This window comes from Bacillus sp. RSS_NA_20, assembly GCF_020165915.1.
Classification (GTDB): Bacteria; Bacillota; Bacilli; order Bacillales; family Bacillaceae; genus Bacillus; species Bacillus altitudinis.
This window is the reverse complement of record NZ_JAIUKW010000002.1, coordinates 1-15,332: the sequence shown is the minus strand read 5'-3', so window position 1 is coordinate 15,332 and position 15,332 is coordinate 1. Positions and strand designations below refer to the sequence as shown.

Sequence of the window (15,332 nt, the reverse complement as noted above, 5' to 3'; positions counted from 1 at the left end):
TTCCGCTCGCCATTACGAAATACGAAACTACCAACGGAGCTACTACGAGAACTATCGCCGCGACAACTACAGCGGCCCATTCTCCATCCCAATAATCCGTATCACTACGCTTTATGGTGCGCATAATTATTACCGAAGCTACTATCGCAATAATAAGAAGAAGAGAGCCCGCCACGATTTTAGTAGCGCCGTTAATCATCGCTTGTTTGATTAATACCCCGTAAACATGTTCCGCCGCCACTCCGAGCTTTGCGGCTAATTTGTCGATGTAAGCCATCGCTTTATCCATTAGCGCCTGCCTCCTTCGTCAGATTGTCGTCAATTCGTTCCGCGATTTTCGTTACATAGAAGATCGTATAACCTCCGCCTCTTAGCGAGTTAATCATAGCTTCAACGTCAAACTCGCCGCCACATCTCAGAACCTTCGCTTCTTTGTAATCGAAGCCTTCCGTTTTCCCTGCGATAAGAAAATAACCGTGTCCCATCTATTTCGCCTCCTTTACCGTCATTATGTTTTCGTATTTAGATAAAAACGGAATACGGAAACCAATCGTCTTAAACTCGTAGGTCTTGCCGACTTCAATCTTCGCGTAGAGGTCGCTAGAATTAAACTTACGAGCAAACAAAGCGTCAGTATTTTCGAAAACTTTTTCGTTCCCTTCGTCGTCAAGTCCGAAAATCAGATACTTAGAGGACTCTTTGGAAGTCTTCGTTTCTTTATCCGTTACCTTAATCTCGTAGGTGTTTTTATTGCCATAAGAAGCGATCGTATATGTTGGCGCTACAATTACGACAGAAAACAGGACCAGCGCAATCCACACAACGACCCCGATATTTAGCAAACGTTCCATCTATTTCGCTCCTTTCGGTTTCTCAATTACGCCCGCATCGATCAGCCAAGCAAGCCCAATCGCAGCCGCATCCGATTCATCAAAGTTAGCGAAGGCGCCTTCGTAGCCTGTTAACCGTCTTACACCCGCCTCTACTTCGTCTTTCTCTGCGTTACCCGACCCGGCGACTAACGACTTGACGCGCGTCGCTGATATGCCGAGGTCTTCTGTCTTCTTGCCCGGCTTCTTGTATTTATCGAACGCTAGCCCGAAGCGCGACGTCGCTCTCTCACACGCGTTCCATGCACTGAGCACCGGATAGTTCGACCGGGATGTCTTGCCGGCAAAGTCTTCGCGCACCACGTAATCAAAGCCGGCGGCGCTTACTTGTTTATCGAGAAACATCATCGCCCACCCTTCGATGACTTCGGCACGGTGAGCATGAGATCGGCTCGTATTCGGCTTGACGTGACTAAGCGCCTTGATGGTCGGCTTACCTTTGCGTACTTCTATGACCGCGACGCCCGGACAGGTCATCGACGTGTCAAACGCAAGGCATCGGATAGGCTTGGCGGCGGTCATCCGAACCACCGAAAAAATTCGATTTTCTCCGTCTTTAACGCTTCTGACGCAAGTTTATCCGGGTTGCCCGCGCCATTTGCGATTGCCTCTAAAACCTCCGAATACAATTCGGACTCCATGCAGTGCGCCGCCTCATCATCGAAGGCTGCTTGTCGGATATTTTCAACGCGTTTCTGAACGTCATCTACCGTCATCAAACCGCCTCCCCTTCTCGTACTCTCTCGATAAATGCGAGCGCCTCTGCGTACTGCCGCTTTGTGCTTGCGTACATTCCCGATCTGCGAACTTGCGCTACTTTTTCGCGAATTGTTTGTAGTTCCTCGGCCGTCAGCGACTTAGCAATCGTAGTTTTATAGTTGTTGAACGTCCATGCTCCGAGATCCAGCGCCGGCGGCGTACCCGCATCGACCGCATTTCGGATGTCTACGAATCTATCAAGGATCGCGTCAATGTCATGCGGTTTGATTTCGATGCCGAACGCTCGGATGTCCGGCGACTTTTCGAACTCGCCTTCCGGATAGACCCACGATTTCTTGGACGCATTGACGTAGAGAATGACGTAGTAATCGACGCCGTACATCGGTCCGTAAGTCACGCATTGTGCTACGTGCTTTGCTTCCGGTTCACGCATCGAGTGCAGCGAAGTCTTGGCGGCGGTCGTTTGCTTCGATTTAATTTCGAGGCCAACCCGTAGGATCTCGCCGTCTGCCGACACGTATCGCAGAATACCGTCGCAAGTCCCATATAAGTAGAACGTCTGTCCGCCACGCTCGATCTTATGATTGCGTTTGGCAAAGTCTTCAAATACCGGTGTTCCATCTTCGTTGCGTTCGAAGTCAAACGGGCATACGCGGCCAGTCTTTTTACCGAAGTGCTTCGCCATGAACAAAATATCGCGCTGGATCATGTCGCCGATTGCCGTTCCTAGACGAGTCCATCGCCCTTGATATGGCGGCTTGGCTTCGACGTCCCTCTTTGCGTTCAGCGCCTTGTGGTATAGTTCGCGCGGACATGCGTTTGATGCCGACGGTGAAAAATACGGACGCTTTGGAAATACGTTTGGCGCGTTCGCATACCATCGGTGGATATCTGCGGTTAGATCGTTATCCCACGTCTCAGGCAGAGAGTGCCATTCGTTAAGATACGATACAAGTTCATCCGCGATTGATTGCGCGAATGATGGCTCGGAAGAACCGCCGTTACTAAGTAATTGAGCCGCTAATTTTCGTTTGTCTGCCGTCAATTAATCACGTCCTTTTATTTGTCTTTAAACCATTCATCTATCTTCAAACCCTCGCCCCATCTTCGGCTTATCTCAATGTCCGTCTTATTCGGTATGTTTCCGAAAACGTACGTATTGACCATGACATCCTCGAAGTCTTTTACGTCTTGCAACGTAAGTGTATCCGGCACTAATAAAAGCGCCTCGTCATGAACCACGCACCATAAGCGCCATTCACCTCGTCCTTCAGCCGTCTTTCTATCGCATAATTCTTGCAGCGCGATCATGGTCGCCTTTGTTTGAATCGCGGCTGATCCTTGAACGCGTGCATTCGTTGACTGCGTAAAGACTGCCGAGTAGTGGCCTTTTGCGCTCCGATCTTTAGCGTCAGGCAGGCGCCGCTTTCGCTGTAGATGATCCATCCAAACGAAGCCGTGTTTTTTCACGAACGCCTGGTTCGATTCGACCCATTCCTTTACGACCGGAAATCTCTCGAAGAAGCTATCGAGGAACTTTTGTGCCTCATGTTTTTCTACGCCGATCGCGTCTTTTAACATGTTCGCGCCACCACCGTAAGCAACCGCAAGCATAATAACCTTCGCCTGTTTACGATATACCGAGCCATCTCCGCATTCTTCAATTGGCTTGCCGAATACTTCTGCCGCGATAGATGCGTATAAATCGTCACCGCGGAAATAGTTATCGACCAACTTCGGATCTTGCGTAAAGTACGCTAGGCAGCGGTATTCTTGTTGACTCCAATCACCGCCAAGTATTGCGTAGCCATTAGGCGCAACGAATAATTTCCGAGCTTTTTTCGGCTGATTCTGAAGGTTAACGCCTGTGCCACCGGAACTGAACCGACCCGTCTTCGCTCCATTCGGATTAAAGTTCGTATACAGCTTGCCGGTCTTTTGATCGATTAGCTCCGGCAATGCGTTGATATACGTTGAATACAGCTTAAAACTGTCTTTATATTCGAGTAGCTTCTTAACTACCGGATACTTTTTCGCGAGTGGTTTAAGTACCTTCTTCGCATCGGTTGACGCTAGTGATTCGCCAGTCACCCGTTCAAGTGCCGGCTTTAGCTGCGCCGGAGAGTTTATGTTTACATCGCCTAATTCTGCGATTAATTCATCGTATAAACGGTCTAATCCGTCCTTTAATTCGCGCCCATATTCCTCGGCGTATTCTAAGTCAATATCGAAGCCCGTCGTCTCCATCTGCTGAACTACGCCAATCAACGGAACCTCTACCGTCTCGAAATAACGAAGCACTTCCGGCATCTTTGCGAGGTGCACTCGTTGGAAGTTTCGCAGTTTAAGAGTCACGTCGCCGTCTTTAGCCGCATAGGCAAGCGCAATCTCTAAGTCGTCTACTTCGTCAAAGCCGATCTTTCCAAATAAGTCTCCGTAGGTACTCGACTCGATGCGCAGGTATTTCGTGGCAAGGTTCTTAAGTGCAAATGACGGCTCGTTTTCGTTTAGCAGGCGCATAGCTTCCTGTGTATCCCACATAAGTCCTCGTAGCTTAATGCCTTCGCGATCAAGCATATGAATATCGAACTTGGCGTTATGGGCGAATTTGCCGACGGTTGGATCTTCGTAGAAAGGTCGTAGCGCTGCGTTTACTAGGTCTCGGCTTAATTGCGGTCGATTCGTTTTATGTCGCGTTGGAATATAAGCGTGTACGTCCGCTTTGATCGCCGTGATCACATGGCCGACAATATAGTCGTTCCACACGTCTACGCCGGTCGTCTCTACGTCAAATACGATTTCTTCTTCGTTTTTGAGCAGCGCGACAAATTCTGCGAGCCGCTTTTCATCCGTTACTAACCAGTAATTATCTGGCGTCTCCTCGACCATCTTGCGCAGTTTTTCCTCGCGGGCCTGCGCTTGCACCGTTTTCCAAAGACGCAGCGCTTCCGCCTTGCTGAATTTCTTCGGCTTGCCCGCCTTATTAACGCAGTCAGAAGGATCGCGCGCCAAGCGTCCGTCCTCCATAGCCGCCTTGACTTCGTCTAATTTCTTCCGATCCGAATCGCTAAGTTTGCTCGCGTAGATGCGACGCCATGCATCCTCGATTGGCTCGACTGCGTTGGCCGCTTGCTTACGTTTAGCAACTTCGGTAGCTTGCGTCGCACCCTTGCCCGCAATTACGTTTAGTTTTAACGGCTTGATTTCCACGTCGCGTCCTCCCTTCTTCGTTAAAAGTCGATGTCAGCGCTATAGATATAATTTGATTCCGTAGGTTTCCTGTAAGTGTTTCTTAATTTCGCCGTATTCTTCTTCGGAAATCTCCCACGTTTCCAGAAATTCGGAGAAACTGCGCCTCGATGCTTCCTTAAGTAATCCGTACATTAACGTTCCAAATACTGCGTTATCCATAATTCGATCTCCTTCCGTTTAAAAGTCGATGATTTCCGTCCACTTCCGTCTTTGATCCGTCTCATTTTCCGCATAAAACTCCGACCAGCAGTCGCCGTCGCAACAAAAAACATCGTTCAACGAGTCGTAAACGGCGGACTGGCCTTCGTTAATGGGCGCTTGGCATGCGGCGCATTTAGCTGCGGTCAAAGCGTGCCTCGACCGGAGTGATTAGTGTAAGTTTTTCCGTAGATAAATAGTACAATTCGCGACTCCCTCGATGGTCTACCGCATCTATTCGTATATCGCCATCGACATCGATATCTTCGACGACTTTTCCGACGCCCTCATTCTTAAACCAGTTCGGATCGTCGTACGCAACAATATCGCCGACTTTATACTCGTCAACTTTACGTCCGATCTTCGCCCATTTCGCTTCGATAGAGCGTTTTGCTTCCGCTTCTTTGGCGGCTGCGACTTCGGCTTCGGTTGCGAGGACTAGCTCAGATTCTCTCGCCCAAACATAGCCGCCGGCGCTTTTTCCAATAACAACGTCGCATTTAAAAGGAAGTGTAGTTTCGTCGTCCTCCGTTATTTTAACGAAATCCCCCTTAGTAACCGCGTCTTGACCTGAATCATCGACCACCTTCGCATAATCACCGACTTTTAGGCGTGTATGCTTCTTGCGGAATATATCATAATATTCCTCGTCCCAATGATGCGGCTCATTAACGTCGTCTGTTATCCGAACTCTGGCGCCTCTAACTTCTCTTACAGTATAAAATCCGCCAGGGGTTACGTCGTGATGAGCTTCCTCTGTTAGTCGTATGATATCGCCGACCTTTGCGCCTCCCTCAACGCGTTCATACTCCGAACCTTCATACGAAACTTTCGTGATTTCTCCGTCCACCATATCGAGCGTCTTTACGCCTTTTAATGCCGCCATTTATACCGCCTCCGCATCATCATCATATTCTTCGACCGTACACCACACGTTTAAAGAACTTCCCTCGCGCAATCTACGAGCTGTCATCGCTGCATCATCACGATAATCGAAAACCCACGGCTCTTGTTCCGGCTGACCTGCCAATATCGGTCTAGTTAAAATCTCAGTTTTATGACTGTTACCCGCATGTACTTTAACAACGTATCCCATCTATACCGCCTCCGCTTCGTTTTCTAGGGCCGCTAAGAATCCGCGGTCTAAGTTAAGTTTGAGTTCGTGCCATGCTCGGACGCCTTCGTTTCGCTTCGGCATCCAATAGTCCGTTATATTGCGACATTCGAACATATACGCCTTCGTCTCGTTGTCTTCGATCAGCACGCCGATAAAATAGTCCGTATCAGATTTCATATAAGCCTGACCGGTGTTCTTCCGTCCGCTGACGGTTAAACAACCGCGGCTGTCCCGACGGTCACGAATCGTCTTGACCTGTATGCGTTTGATTGCGCCCGTAATCGGCTCGGCCGCGAGAATATCATACGGTTCTTCGGTTTCCGGCTTACTAACGCCTGACCAGCCGGCCGCCATTAAGGCAGCGCGTGCGATCAGTTCGGCGAATTTGCCGATCGTTTCTTCTTTATGCGCCATACTCAGTCCTCCTCCGGAATATGTTCATCGAGAATGTCCGCGATCTCTGCTGCGATATGAGCCTCGTGTCCTACTAACGAACGAGTAGCGTTCTCTAAATCCTCGTTATATATGTCGCGGACGCGTTCCCACATTTCTTCCGACTGTACGACCTCCAATGACGATTCGATCGCGACTAGTTCCGCCAACGAAACTTCTACGGTGACCTTTTTCGATAAATCTAACGTCTGCGCTTCCGTTTTAATTTCTCGCATCTATGCGTCCTCCTTAAAATTCGAATTTTTCTTCGGCTGGTAGTTCTTCGTCTACTGCGCTGCCATCAAGCGATTCGCCGATCAACGCCAAGTTAAAGCCGGCCGCGACAAGGTTTTCGAGCATTTCCTTTTCGTCAGCTTCGTAAATTAAGCCGTCAAATAAAGCCATATCGAATTCTTTACCGTCTTGGTCCGCAAAATGCTTACGTTCAGCTTCCGTCAAATCCTCGTCTAAATCGATAAGAGGCGTTAGTGATACGACTGTATTCGTACCTGAACCGGACTTCTCCAATTCAAATGCGATGCGGCCGAGTTTCTTTTCCTGCTTTTTAATAACCGCATGAACCGTCGTAGCCTGCGTTTTAGAAAGGTCGACGATGATCGGCTGACCAGTTTCAAGGTTAATAAAACCGAGCGCATATCGTTCTTTGACGCGATACTTAGCCGCTTCTTGTTTAGCCGCCTCTTCCGCTTTGGCATCTCCTCGATCAGCCGCCGCTTTCTTTTGATATTGGTAATACTTCCATGCGCGATCCCATGACGTCAGATTCGACTCAGGAAAGCCGTTTTTGTTTAGCGTACTCGGATTAGCCGCCGAGAACGAATTTACTTTCTTATAGATTCCGTATGAAAAGAAGCGAATTAGATCGAAAGCACTCATAACGCGTACCTTATAAACCGTTCCCGTCTTAAAGCTCGCAAACTCGGCGCTATTACCTCCGCTGCCTCCTTCATTTGTTGCGTTCAATGCGTTTAGAGCGTCAGCTCCGCTAGTGTACTTTGTCATCCGATTACCTCCGTTAATTTGTTTTAGGGTTTGACCCTCGCAAAACACCGGTATCTGCGCCCGAGACGCCGCCAGCGCACGGCATAGCGACGCGACAGTTTTACTTAACGAACGCCCCGGTATTCTCCGAGCGTCGGCGGTCATTCGCCGCCTTTAGTCCGTCTTTCTTCGCGTACAAGCGACCAGTACATGCCTCCGATAATGATAGTCGCGATGCTGCCGACGAATGCGATATACATTAGGAAGTCGTCAAACATACGCAGCCACTCCTCTCGCATAACGCGTTACCTGACGTTTAATTTCGAGAGATTCAGCCGGCAATTCATCGACGCGCATTTGAACGGCATTAATTCGAGCTTGTAACGCCATTCTTTTAGCTTTCGATCGAGTACGTTTGATTTCTTCGCCTAACCAACGTAGTTCTTCGTCTAATTCAGCCGAAAATGATTCGTATTGACTAATCGCCTCACTCGCGTTCTTTTGTACGATGTGATAGGCGTCAATAAGTAAGCGCTTTGCGGTAGATCCGGCGCTATCTTTTTCCTTATAGACGGTAATAACAACGTTTGTATCTATCGCAAAATGAATAACTACGCCTTTACTCGCATACATACGAGCCTCTTTTCCGGATTCATCTACGGTTATTCCGAGGTACTTAGCGTGCTCCATTTTCTGCGCGATCCAATTACGTGCGGCAAAATGATTGTCGATGCCAAATCGTTCTCTAAATCGTTTCTTCGCATGATGGGTTATGGTTATTTCGGAAGGTTTCATCCGACGCGCACCACCTTGATCGAAGTTGGTCGGTAATAGTCCGCCGGATCATCTTCGCGATTTAAAGCGCCTTCGTATTGTAATTCCGTTAATTTTTGGATATTGATTGCGGGTGGAAAGTCGTTTGTAGGTCGTTTCATAGTACGTTAGTCTCCTTTTCGATTAGGTTAAACGTACTAGACGGAGGGTTGTTCGCATGGTGTTCGCTTGAAATTCGATTCTCAATCGATTATCATTAAAATGCGTAGCGAAGCCCTCGTGCCTAGATACGTGATTATGCTGTTAGTTCGCGCTGGCAGTGTAAACGGAAACGACGGATGAACTTGCGATGTGCTTCGAAATTTCCTCCAATACGTTGCGTCAACAACGTGGAGATTTCGGCCATATTCGTACATCCTTCGCTCCAACACTTGAGTATTAATTCTTTGCGGAGATCGCCTTGCGTCAACAGGGCGGTCTTTTCTTTTAATAAAACTTCGCCTTCGACGTCCGTCAAAACGTCTTGAGGCTCCCACGAGACATTACCGTCATCTCGCATTCCTTCTATTGATAATGCCGCTTCTTTTCGTGATGTCTTCAGATACTTATTTCGTTCCCTTACGATAATGCGCTGAATTAGCGCTTTCTTATCGCGACCATTCCCTTCATATCGTTCCAGCCAGTAGCCTATCGAGTTCAAGCACCGCTGCTCGAACGAAGTTTGGTCGGGAACTAAGTGTGCGATTCGTTGCGATTCTCTTTGAACATACGGAATCGCTCCGTAATCTGCGGCCATCTGAAGTCTATTAAATTTTTCTTTATTCAAGTTTTTCTCCTCCCGTCCCTTACACTTATACAGTCGCATGTGGTCTGTTAGAATCGGGACATTTGATTTAAAGTTTTTTATAATTTTTCTTCCATGTCCATATAGTACCAAAAACAACTATGTAATATTTGAAAGTTGAAAAACTTAAAAAAGATTTTGATTTTAAACTAGATTCTAATTTTAGACAAAAAAAAAAGAAGCCTATTGGCCTCGTTATCCTCCTGGACGAATGTCTGCTGTTTTGTACGGTTGCTCCGCTTCTAGCGCTCCGTTCGTTCCCTTGTTAAGCTGTACAGTTGATACCGCGATTACTGAAATTAATAAAACACTCAATAAAATCTTCTTCAAAATAAAGCATCCCCTTTTTCGTGTAGTTGTAGTTTGAAAATGTATCAATTAGGTACTTAGGCACCCCAGCGTCTTTAAAATCTCTCATTACCAACGCTGAAAAGAAAAAGTCTGAATTGAAAAGAAATTGACGATGGCATTCGAATAGCCCTTCAACACTACCTTTTTTATATTTTTCGAGGTATATGTAAAAGTCGTCCGTTCTCTCTTCGTATATCACCTCCTTTAATTGATCCAGTAATGCTGATAGTTTATCGGGGTCTTTTCTATTAACATAAGCTTCTGCAAGTAGGAAGTTGTTTTTTGCGTTTGTAATAACGAAATCAACACCCGTTTTATAAGCGTACATATAACTTTCTTCAAATATAGACATCGCTTCTTTTTTACCCTTTGACATCGCGATCATACCTAAGATATAGTTCGCGTCCGAAACGGATTTATTTGAGATGTTTCCATTCTTTATTATGGTTGCGTAGTGTTTGGCTGCGCCGAGATTATTTAAGCGTAAGTACACAGGCGACATCAACTCCGCGAATCGATGAACGTAGCACTCTTTTATGAATAGCTTCTTTTTATCGCCTAATGACTTGATGCTGTCACCGATTAAAGGCGCCATCTCTAGGATCGAGTGAATCTTTCCCTTCCCATAATAACCATAACACATATAGATTGAAGATAATATTCGTAATTCTTTGTGCTTACTCTTTGAAAAAAGGCTCATCGTTTCGATCATATCATCAATACTAATTTCTGCATTAATGTAATTCAAGATATTTTTGTAAATTTGAACATGATCCTCTAAGCCAATTGTTTTTTTGTGTACATTGATTAAAGAGTTTAATAAATTTGTATTTCTCGTAACTGCTGCGTACTCCATCATTTGTTTTAAGTAATCATTGTTATCAGTCTTTTGAATCGACAAACACCATTCGGAAATTTTTTTGTTTGAGTTGTTCGGAAAAAGGAAATGTGCGAGGATTACAAGCGCTCTAAAGCTAATAGTTCCATTATTCCGGAAGTGCGTCATGGTTGATTTATCTGCTCGAATGATTTTTGCGATTTCGTTATACTTCAAATCGTTGTCTTCAATCAAACTACATAATTCTCTTCTGATCGATTCCAAAAGCTCTGACCCCCTTCGTTTGTTCTTGTCTTTTTATACAGGTTGAGTATAATTGAAGTATACAATAAATGTTCGCGTACGTAAACATTTATTTTAAATATTTTTCCAATAAGATACGGAGGTGGTTAAATTGGTTGATTTCTCGCCGCTTTTTGACACTTTAAAAGAACAAGGCAGATCAAAAAGTTATTTGCGCAATTTTATGTCGTCGTCTACTCAGGCTAAGATTACAAAGGAACCTGCGATTAACGGTGCTAATCTAGAGTTCCGCGTAATAGAGCGTATTTGTCTCGAATTGGACGTGCCTATCGAAAAGGTTGTCCGTATTCTTCCAAATCCGCCCGAATGACGATGGAATCGGCGCGGTTATGTGGTATAATTTCCTTCGTAAAGCACGCGTCAAAAGCTTTGCGGAGGTGTTTATCTCGCAGTATTCGGTCGTCAATTGCCGGATAAAGGAACTGTGTTATAAACGTGGTTATACGCTTATCCAACTCGCAGAAATGGTCGGTATCTCAAAAACGCAGCTTTCCGATTACATAGCGCTTAGAAACGTCCCTAACGTTGAAATGGCGTATTCTATTGCGCGCTGCCTCGACTGCCCGGTCGAAGCTTTATATAATTGGCGTCCTTTATCCGGTAGCAACACGGAGGGTTAAGACAACCTCCGCCGACCGAAAGTTCGGATATTCCCGAACCTTACGTTAATACTTACCGCCTCCGCACGATCAACAACTCGCTTAAGAGCGCCCTCACCTTCCGCTATTAATAATTCATTTGCGTCTTTGTACCCCTTCGTTATATAACCGTGCGCAAGCCTGACTTTGCCGCGCATTTTTAGTTCGACCTCCTTTCGCAACTTCTCACCGGCTTCGTCGTTGTCAGATACTACTATTAAATATTCGATCGGCGACTGCGCAATTATGTCCGCCTTTCGGTCGGAAAATTTACTGCCGCCTGTCGCAATGCCGCAAAAGCCTGCCGTACGCCACGATTGCGCATCGATCTCAGCCTCGGCTAGCACCGCTACTTTGGCGCGATCAGCATAAACGGTTTCTATTCCGTAGATTAATTCACGGATCGGCCATCCGCCCTTTGCGTACCAAAACGCTTTATTGCGTGTCGATCGGTACTTCACGTTTGCCAGGCGCTTATTAGGCAGCCGCCACGGTATCACTACCGTTTGTCCGATTAGACCTACGCCTGCTTCGCGCTGGACTGCTTCGCTTATGCCGCGGTTAGTTAAGTAAGCGCTGGGGCCGATTTTAACGTCGTCCAATAAATCCTCGGCTAATGGCCGTCTAGGCTCAACGATTTTTAAACGAGGAACACGGAGTTTTAGGCGTTCTTCGCCTGCGCGGGTACCATAAGTCTCGGCGAGGTACAAAACCGTTTCTTCTTCGGTTTCTTCGCGCAGAAACGCAAGCAGTTTAATAAATCCACCGCGTTCGCCTGTGCCGCTGTCCCCGAAATAGCCGGCCTTTGCGTTCTCCGTATCTTCGTAGTATACGTAAAAGCTAGGAGTTCGGTCGTCGCGAAAAGGACTTGCCGCCGTTAAACGGTCAGCGTGCCACGTTGGACGATCCCATTCGTATTGTTCTAATTCTTCTCGAATATCTACGTCCGTAGGGACGCCATTGATCGTAAGAATAGACATGTATATACTACTCCTTTCGTTATATTACACTATTCTTATGTGTTTTTCCGTCGCAATTTGTCGAAAAGATTCAGAATTTTGCAGTGTAATTCATGGTAGTCATTCCATTTTTTAGAATCCGAAAGCCACTAAATCCGTTTCATCAGCCGCCACTTGTTTAATTAGGCCGACTTGCGGCAAATAAACGATCTCGACGACTTCATCTTCGCCCCCATCGCGTCCCTTATTTACGCCAATCAATCCGCGACCTTCTCTTGCGTTTGTATCAACCGGAATCAATGCTGCCGCGTCTTGCAGTAGGGCAGACGTTTTCATGACGTCTTTACGCTTCGGCAACTTGATCTCGCGATTACCTAAGTCGTCCTCAGTCGCGTCATCTTCTCCGGCTTGTGTAATGGCGAAAATCACCACGTCCATCGTTCCGGCTAAACGGCGCATCTTTTTGGACGTATCGGCAGCAGCGCCGCCGGTCGTTTTATTCGAGTTTGATTCGTAATCGAGGTAGTAGAACGGATCAATCATAACTACGTCTGCCTTCGTCTGCTCAATATCCGCTTTGAGGTCTTTTAGCGAACGAGAATCAAAGTCTTTGTCGTCCACAGCACGAACCGTAATAGAACCGGCAATAATCGTATTTAACGTCGCGATAAATTCCATAAAGCCCTCCTCGAACTCTTCCGATAACTTGCCCTGGCGGACGTCCCTCGAATCAAATCCGGCTTCCATTTGTTGACCGTCGATTTCGGTTAAAGCAACGCCTTGATCTCCGGAAAGTGAAACGTAGATGCGAACGAGAACCTCAAACCATCCCATCTCCATCGACCAAATAAGTACGTTAGCGCCTTGAACTGCGCAATTAATCGATTCTTCAAGCGTGATCGCCGACTTGCCGCGCCCTGACTTTCCGTAAACTACGTACATGTTCGAGCTGACGTAGCCCCCGATCGCTTTGTTAAGCGCCGGAAACTTACTGTTCCAAATGCGGAAAGACTCGCCAGCCTTCCGCTTTTCGTATTCAGCACGGAATTTATCGACGTCTGTCACGACGTTTGTTCCTACCATTTTACGAACGCTTGTTCTTATTTTACTCCGTTCCGCGACTTCGGTCAACCAATCAAAAAATTCCTGCGGATTACCTCCCTTCTGTACGCGGTTGAATCGCTGAATAAATTCCGAATCGGCTTTTTTGACTCCGTTGGCGCCGTACTTATCGTTGAATATTTCGGTAAAGTCGTTTAACGCAGCCGTTTCCTTCGCCTTCTGCGCCAGGTACTCGAACGTTGCGTCGATGCTGAATTCCGGCTGGAAAGTCGGCACCTCGGTCGCCACCATCTCGGCGGTCGGCGCTTGGTTTCCGTTCTTTTCCGCGTAGGCGCTGATATATTCGAAGGCTGCCCGTTCGCCATTCGTTTGGAAATCCTTGCGTGTCAAGCCGTAGCGCAATAAAGCCGACGGGTCGTTTGCTTCGATTACTTTCGATAAAAGGCTAGTTCCGAAACTCATCGGCGTTCAGCTCCCTCGCCAGCCAATTGCGCCATAGTTTCGTCCATTTTCGCCTTAAACGTTACCTCACCCGTCTTTTCATACTGCGCCTTATTCCAGTTGTAAATGTCGAGTAGGTTGTCGGTTTGTGCCGCCGCCTCTTTACGTTCCTGCTTACGTTTTTCCGCTTCAATCGCGCTGATCTGTCTCGGTGTCTTCGGTTGTTCTTTTGCCGCCATATCATCCGCCTCCGTTTCGTAGTTTATTAGATAAACGGTACTTCTAGCAGGCGGATAGTCTTCGAGGTTGAAGTCCGCCAAGTAGTCCTCCGCAACGAGCGCGTTAGCTAATAACGTCATGTCCGCCTCGAACGCTTCTAGCCACTCGCCATTGATCGCGTCGTACAGATCGTATTCAATAAGTTAAATACGGCCTCTTTCGAAGTTTCCTCAATGTAACGTGCGCAATCAATGTAGAAGACGCGTCCTTCGTAGCCACCAACCGAAACTAGATCGCCAGTTTTATAGGCCGGCGTATGATCCGCAAATTCAAGCGCATCTAGCTTATCGAAAATAGCGAGTTTGTCTGCGCCTTCCTCCGTTAGCCGACGAATCCGCAACGAGTAGGTCACGTAAGTATTGAATTTCCGTTAATGATAATCCGCTCATTTACAGCCGCCTCCTTTTTGATCCGCCTGCGAGACGATCTCTCTGCATTGGTCGGCGATCCGATCCGCCAAGCGCGCTTCTCGAATACTTCCGGCAGATCCGCCATTTGATATTCGACGTATAAACGGGTCGGCATGCGGTTCGTAACACGTTGGTTGATTACGGTGTGTAAATCGCCTCGAAATCCGTCCGTTGCGTCTCGTACGCCTATATCATCCAGGACGGCGAACGGCGCCCGTTTTGCTGCTTCTAGTGCGGCATAATAACGCTTGGCCGCCGGCTCTGCGATTGCGTCGGGTACTCGCGGTCTATTAAACTCGTTGTATTCGTTTTGCCACGCATTAACATCGAGAAAATAAGTCGGACGCTGGTCGGGTTGTATGCCGCGCTTCAAGGCGCCGATGTAATGGACCGTTAGATATTCGTTTAAAAGAGCCGCTGCCGTCGTAGTTTTGCCTGTTCCTGATTTCGCGCTATATAAATACAGCGATTTAATGCGGTCGGCTTCGGTGTCAAATTGGCGTTCGAATGTCTTCGCATAAGTATCGACCGCCTTATAAGCTCCGGGTTGATCGGCACGCGCCGGCGAGTTGGTCAGCGTCACTAGCCGATAGTCTTCCGCCAATCCAGCCGCGCCCGACCGACCGCCTCCGCCGTCTAATCCGTGCAAGCCGAGGTATAGTTCGCAGTGTTTCGTACAGTTATCGCCGCCGGCTTGGGCACATTTGCTTGCGAGTAGGCATCGTGATTCATTCGTCATTCATAGTCGCCTCCTTTCGGTTTAGTTTTCTACGATGTTGAGAACGTGAGCCTTTCCGTTAATTTTCTCAACGAAAATATAAA

General features: G+C 47.3%; 21 protein-coding genes. 1 reads left to right on the top strand and 20 read right to left on the bottom strand.

Translation table 11 applies throughout. The annotated features are described in order from the left end of the window. The 15 genes from LCD32_RS00145 to LCD32_RS00075 form a co-directional block, all read right to left on the bottom strand. Window positions 1–289 (bottom strand): hypothetical protein (locus LCD32_RS00145; protein ID WP_224562512.1); only part of this gene is annotated, 289 nt, incomplete at its 3' end. Then, window positions 282–485, bottom strand: a complete 204-nt coding sequence (locus LCD32_RS00140) for a hypothetical protein (protein WP_224562510.1) — start codon at window positions 483–485, stop codon at window positions 282–284. The genes LCD32_RS00145 and LCD32_RS00140, both read right to left, overlap by 8 nt. Further along, window positions 486–851, bottom strand: coding sequence for a DUF1523 family protein (locus LCD32_RS00135; RefSeq protein ID WP_224562508.1), 366 nt, complete (start codon window positions 849–851; stop codon window positions 486–488). Beyond that, window positions 852–1,412, bottom strand: a complete 561-nt coding sequence (locus LCD32_RS00130; RefSeq protein ID WP_224562507.1) for a hypothetical protein — start codon at window positions 1,410–1,412, stop codon at window positions 852–854. Continuing rightward, entirely contained in the window at window positions 1,409–1,606 is a 198-nt protein-coding gene (locus LCD32_RS00125; protein ID WP_224562505.1) for a hypothetical protein, read from the bottom strand. Before LCD32_RS00125 ends, LCD32_RS00130 begins: the two co-directional genes overlap by 4 nt. Beyond that, window positions 1,606–2,655: a hypothetical protein gene (locus LCD32_RS00120; RefSeq protein WP_224562504.1), complete on the bottom strand. Its 1,050-nt coding sequence runs from the start codon at window positions 2,653–2,655 to the stop codon at window positions 1,606–1,608. Before LCD32_RS00120 ends, LCD32_RS00125 begins: the two co-directional genes overlap by 1 nt. A gap of 14 nt (window positions 2,656–2,669) precedes the next feature. Next, entirely contained in the window at window positions 2,670–4,820 is a 2,151-nt protein-coding gene (locus LCD32_RS00115) for a DNA polymerase (RefSeq protein ID WP_224562503.1), read from the bottom strand. 376 nt (window positions 4,821–5,196) lie between these two features. Next, window positions 5,197–5,946, bottom strand: coding sequence for a hypothetical protein (locus LCD32_RS00110; protein WP_224562502.1), 750 nt, complete (start codon window positions 5,944–5,946; stop codon window positions 5,197–5,199). Then, window positions 5,947–6,156 (bottom strand): hypothetical protein, encoded by a 210-nt coding sequence (locus LCD32_RS00105; RefSeq protein ID WP_224562501.1) that lies wholly within the window; start codon window positions 6,154–6,156, stop codon window positions 5,947–5,949. After that, window positions 6,157–6,591, bottom strand: a complete 435-nt coding sequence (locus LCD32_RS00100; RefSeq protein WP_224562499.1) for a group I intron-associated PD-(D/E)XK endonuclease — start codon at window positions 6,589–6,591, stop codon at window positions 6,157–6,159. Between the two features lie 2 nt (window positions 6,592–6,593). Next, window positions 6,594–6,845: a hypothetical protein gene (locus tag LCD32_RS00095; protein ID WP_224562497.1), complete on the bottom strand. Its 252-nt coding sequence runs from the start codon at window positions 6,843–6,845 to the stop codon at window positions 6,594–6,596. Window positions 6,846–6,858: 13 nt separating this feature from the next. Then, window positions 6,859–7,632: a hypothetical protein gene (locus LCD32_RS00090; protein ID WP_224562495.1), complete on the bottom strand. Its 774-nt coding sequence runs from the start codon at window positions 7,630–7,632 to the stop codon at window positions 6,859–6,861. A 249-nt stretch (window positions 7,633–7,881) separates the two neighbouring features. Further along, window positions 7,882–8,406 (bottom strand): hypothetical protein, encoded by a 525-nt coding sequence (locus tag LCD32_RS00085; protein ID WP_224562491.1) that lies wholly within the window; start codon window positions 8,404–8,406, stop codon window positions 7,882–7,884. Window positions 8,407–8,680: 274 nt separating this feature from the next. Continuing rightward, window positions 8,681–9,211 (bottom strand): hypothetical protein, encoded by a 531-nt coding sequence (locus tag LCD32_RS00080; protein ID WP_224562488.1) that lies wholly within the window; start codon window positions 9,209–9,211, stop codon window positions 8,681–8,683. A 283-nt stretch (window positions 9,212–9,494) separates the two neighbouring features. Next, a complete protein-coding gene (locus tag LCD32_RS00075; RefSeq protein WP_224562472.1) occupies window positions 9,495–10,682 on the bottom strand; it encodes an AimR family lysis-lysogeny pheromone receptor in 1,188 nt (395 codons plus the stop codon). 368 nt (window positions 10,683–11,050) lie between these two features. Between LCD32_RS00075 and LCD32_RS00070 the strand changes: the two genes are divergently transcribed. Continuing rightward, a complete protein-coding gene (locus LCD32_RS00070) occupies window positions 11,051–11,341 on the top strand; it encodes a helix-turn-helix domain-containing protein (protein ID WP_224562474.1) in 291 nt (96 codons plus the stop codon). Here LCD32_RS00070 and LCD32_RS00065 read toward each other — a convergent pair. The 5 genes from LCD32_RS00065 to LCD32_RS00045 form a co-directional block, all read right to left on the bottom strand. Next, entirely contained in the window at window positions 11,338–12,339 is a 1,002-nt protein-coding gene (locus LCD32_RS00065; protein WP_224562476.1) for a toprim domain-containing protein, read from the bottom strand. The genes LCD32_RS00070 and LCD32_RS00065 overlap by 4 nt on opposite strands. Before the next feature lie 111 nt (window positions 12,340–12,450). Continuing rightward, window positions 12,451–13,842 carry a DnaB-like helicase C-terminal domain-containing protein gene (locus LCD32_RS00060; RefSeq protein ID WP_224562479.1) on the bottom strand — a complete coding sequence of 464 codons (1,392 nt, stop codon included), beginning with the start codon at window positions 13,840–13,842 and terminating at the stop codon, window positions 12,451–12,453. Beyond that, window positions 13,839–14,060, bottom strand: a complete 222-nt coding sequence (locus tag LCD32_RS00055) for a hypothetical protein (RefSeq protein ID WP_224562486.1) — start codon at window positions 14,058–14,060, stop codon at window positions 13,839–13,841. The genes LCD32_RS00060 and LCD32_RS00055 overlap by 4 nt, the downstream gene beginning before the upstream one ends. 137 nt (window positions 14,061–14,197) lie before the next feature. Further along, complete coding sequence (locus LCD32_RS00050) at window positions 14,198–14,440, bottom strand: hypothetical protein (RefSeq protein ID WP_224562484.1); 243 nt, start codon at window positions 14,438–14,440, stop codon at window positions 14,198–14,200. Between the two features lie 8 nt (window positions 14,441–14,448). After that, window positions 14,449–15,249, bottom strand: a complete 801-nt coding sequence (locus tag LCD32_RS00045; protein WP_318010831.1) for a DNA replication protein — start codon at window positions 15,247–15,249, stop codon at window positions 14,449–14,451. Window positions 15,250–15,332: the final 83 nt, after the last annotated feature.

Coding starts and splice junctions, on each gene's coding strand:
- LCD32_RS00140 (WP_224562510.1), bottom strand. CDS start 485: ATGGGACACGGTTATTTTCTTATCGCAGGGAAAACGGAAGGCTTCGAT.
- LCD32_RS00135 (WP_224562508.1), bottom strand. CDS start 851: ATGGAACGTTTGCTAAATATCGGGGTCGTTGTGTGGATTGCGCTGGTC.
- LCD32_RS00130 (WP_224562507.1), bottom strand. CDS start 1,412: ATGACCGCCGCCAAGCCTATCCGATGCCTTGCGTTTGACACGTCGATG.
- LCD32_RS00125 (WP_224562505.1), bottom strand. CDS start 1,606: ATGACGGTAGATGACGTTCAGAAACGCGTTGAAAATATCCGACAAGCA.
- LCD32_RS00110 (WP_224562502.1), bottom strand. CDS start 5,946: ATGGCGGCATTAAAAGGCGTAAAGACGCTCGATATGGTGGACGGAGAA.
- LCD32_RS00105 (WP_224562501.1), bottom strand. CDS start 6,156: ATGGGATACGTTGTTAAAGTACATGCGGGTAACAGTCATAAAACTGAG.
- LCD32_RS00100 (WP_224562499.1), bottom strand. CDS start 6,591: ATGGCGCATAAAGAAGAAACGATCGGCAAATTCGCCGAACTGATCGCA.
- LCD32_RS00095 (WP_224562497.1), bottom strand. CDS start 6,845: ATGCGAGAAATTAAAACGGAAGCGCAGACGTTAGATTTATCGAAAAAG.
- LCD32_RS00090 (WP_224562495.1), bottom strand. CDS start 7,632: ATGACAAAGTACACTAGCGGAGCTGACGCTCTAAACGCATTGAACGCA.
- LCD32_RS00085 (WP_224562491.1), bottom strand. CDS start 8,406: ATGAAACCTTCCGAAATAACCATAACCCATCATGCGAAGAAACGATTT.
- LCD32_RS00070 (WP_224562474.1), top strand. CDS start 11,051: ATGTGGTATAATTTCCTTCGTAAAGCACGCGTCAAAAGCTTTGCGGAG.
- LCD32_RS00065 (WP_224562476.1), bottom strand. CDS start 12,339: ATGTCTATTCTTACGATCAATGGCGTCCCTACGGACGTAGATATTCGA.
- LCD32_RS00060 (WP_224562479.1), bottom strand. CDS start 13,842: ATGAGTTTCGGAACTAGCCTTTTATCGAAAGTAATCGAAGCAAACGAC.
- LCD32_RS00055 (WP_224562486.1), bottom strand. CDS start 14,060: ATGGCGGCAAAAGAACAACCGAAGACACCGAGACAGATCAGCGCGATT.
- LCD32_RS00045 (WP_318010831.1), bottom strand. CDS start 15,249: ATGACGAATGAATCACGATGCCTACTCGCAAGCAAATGTGCCCAAGCC.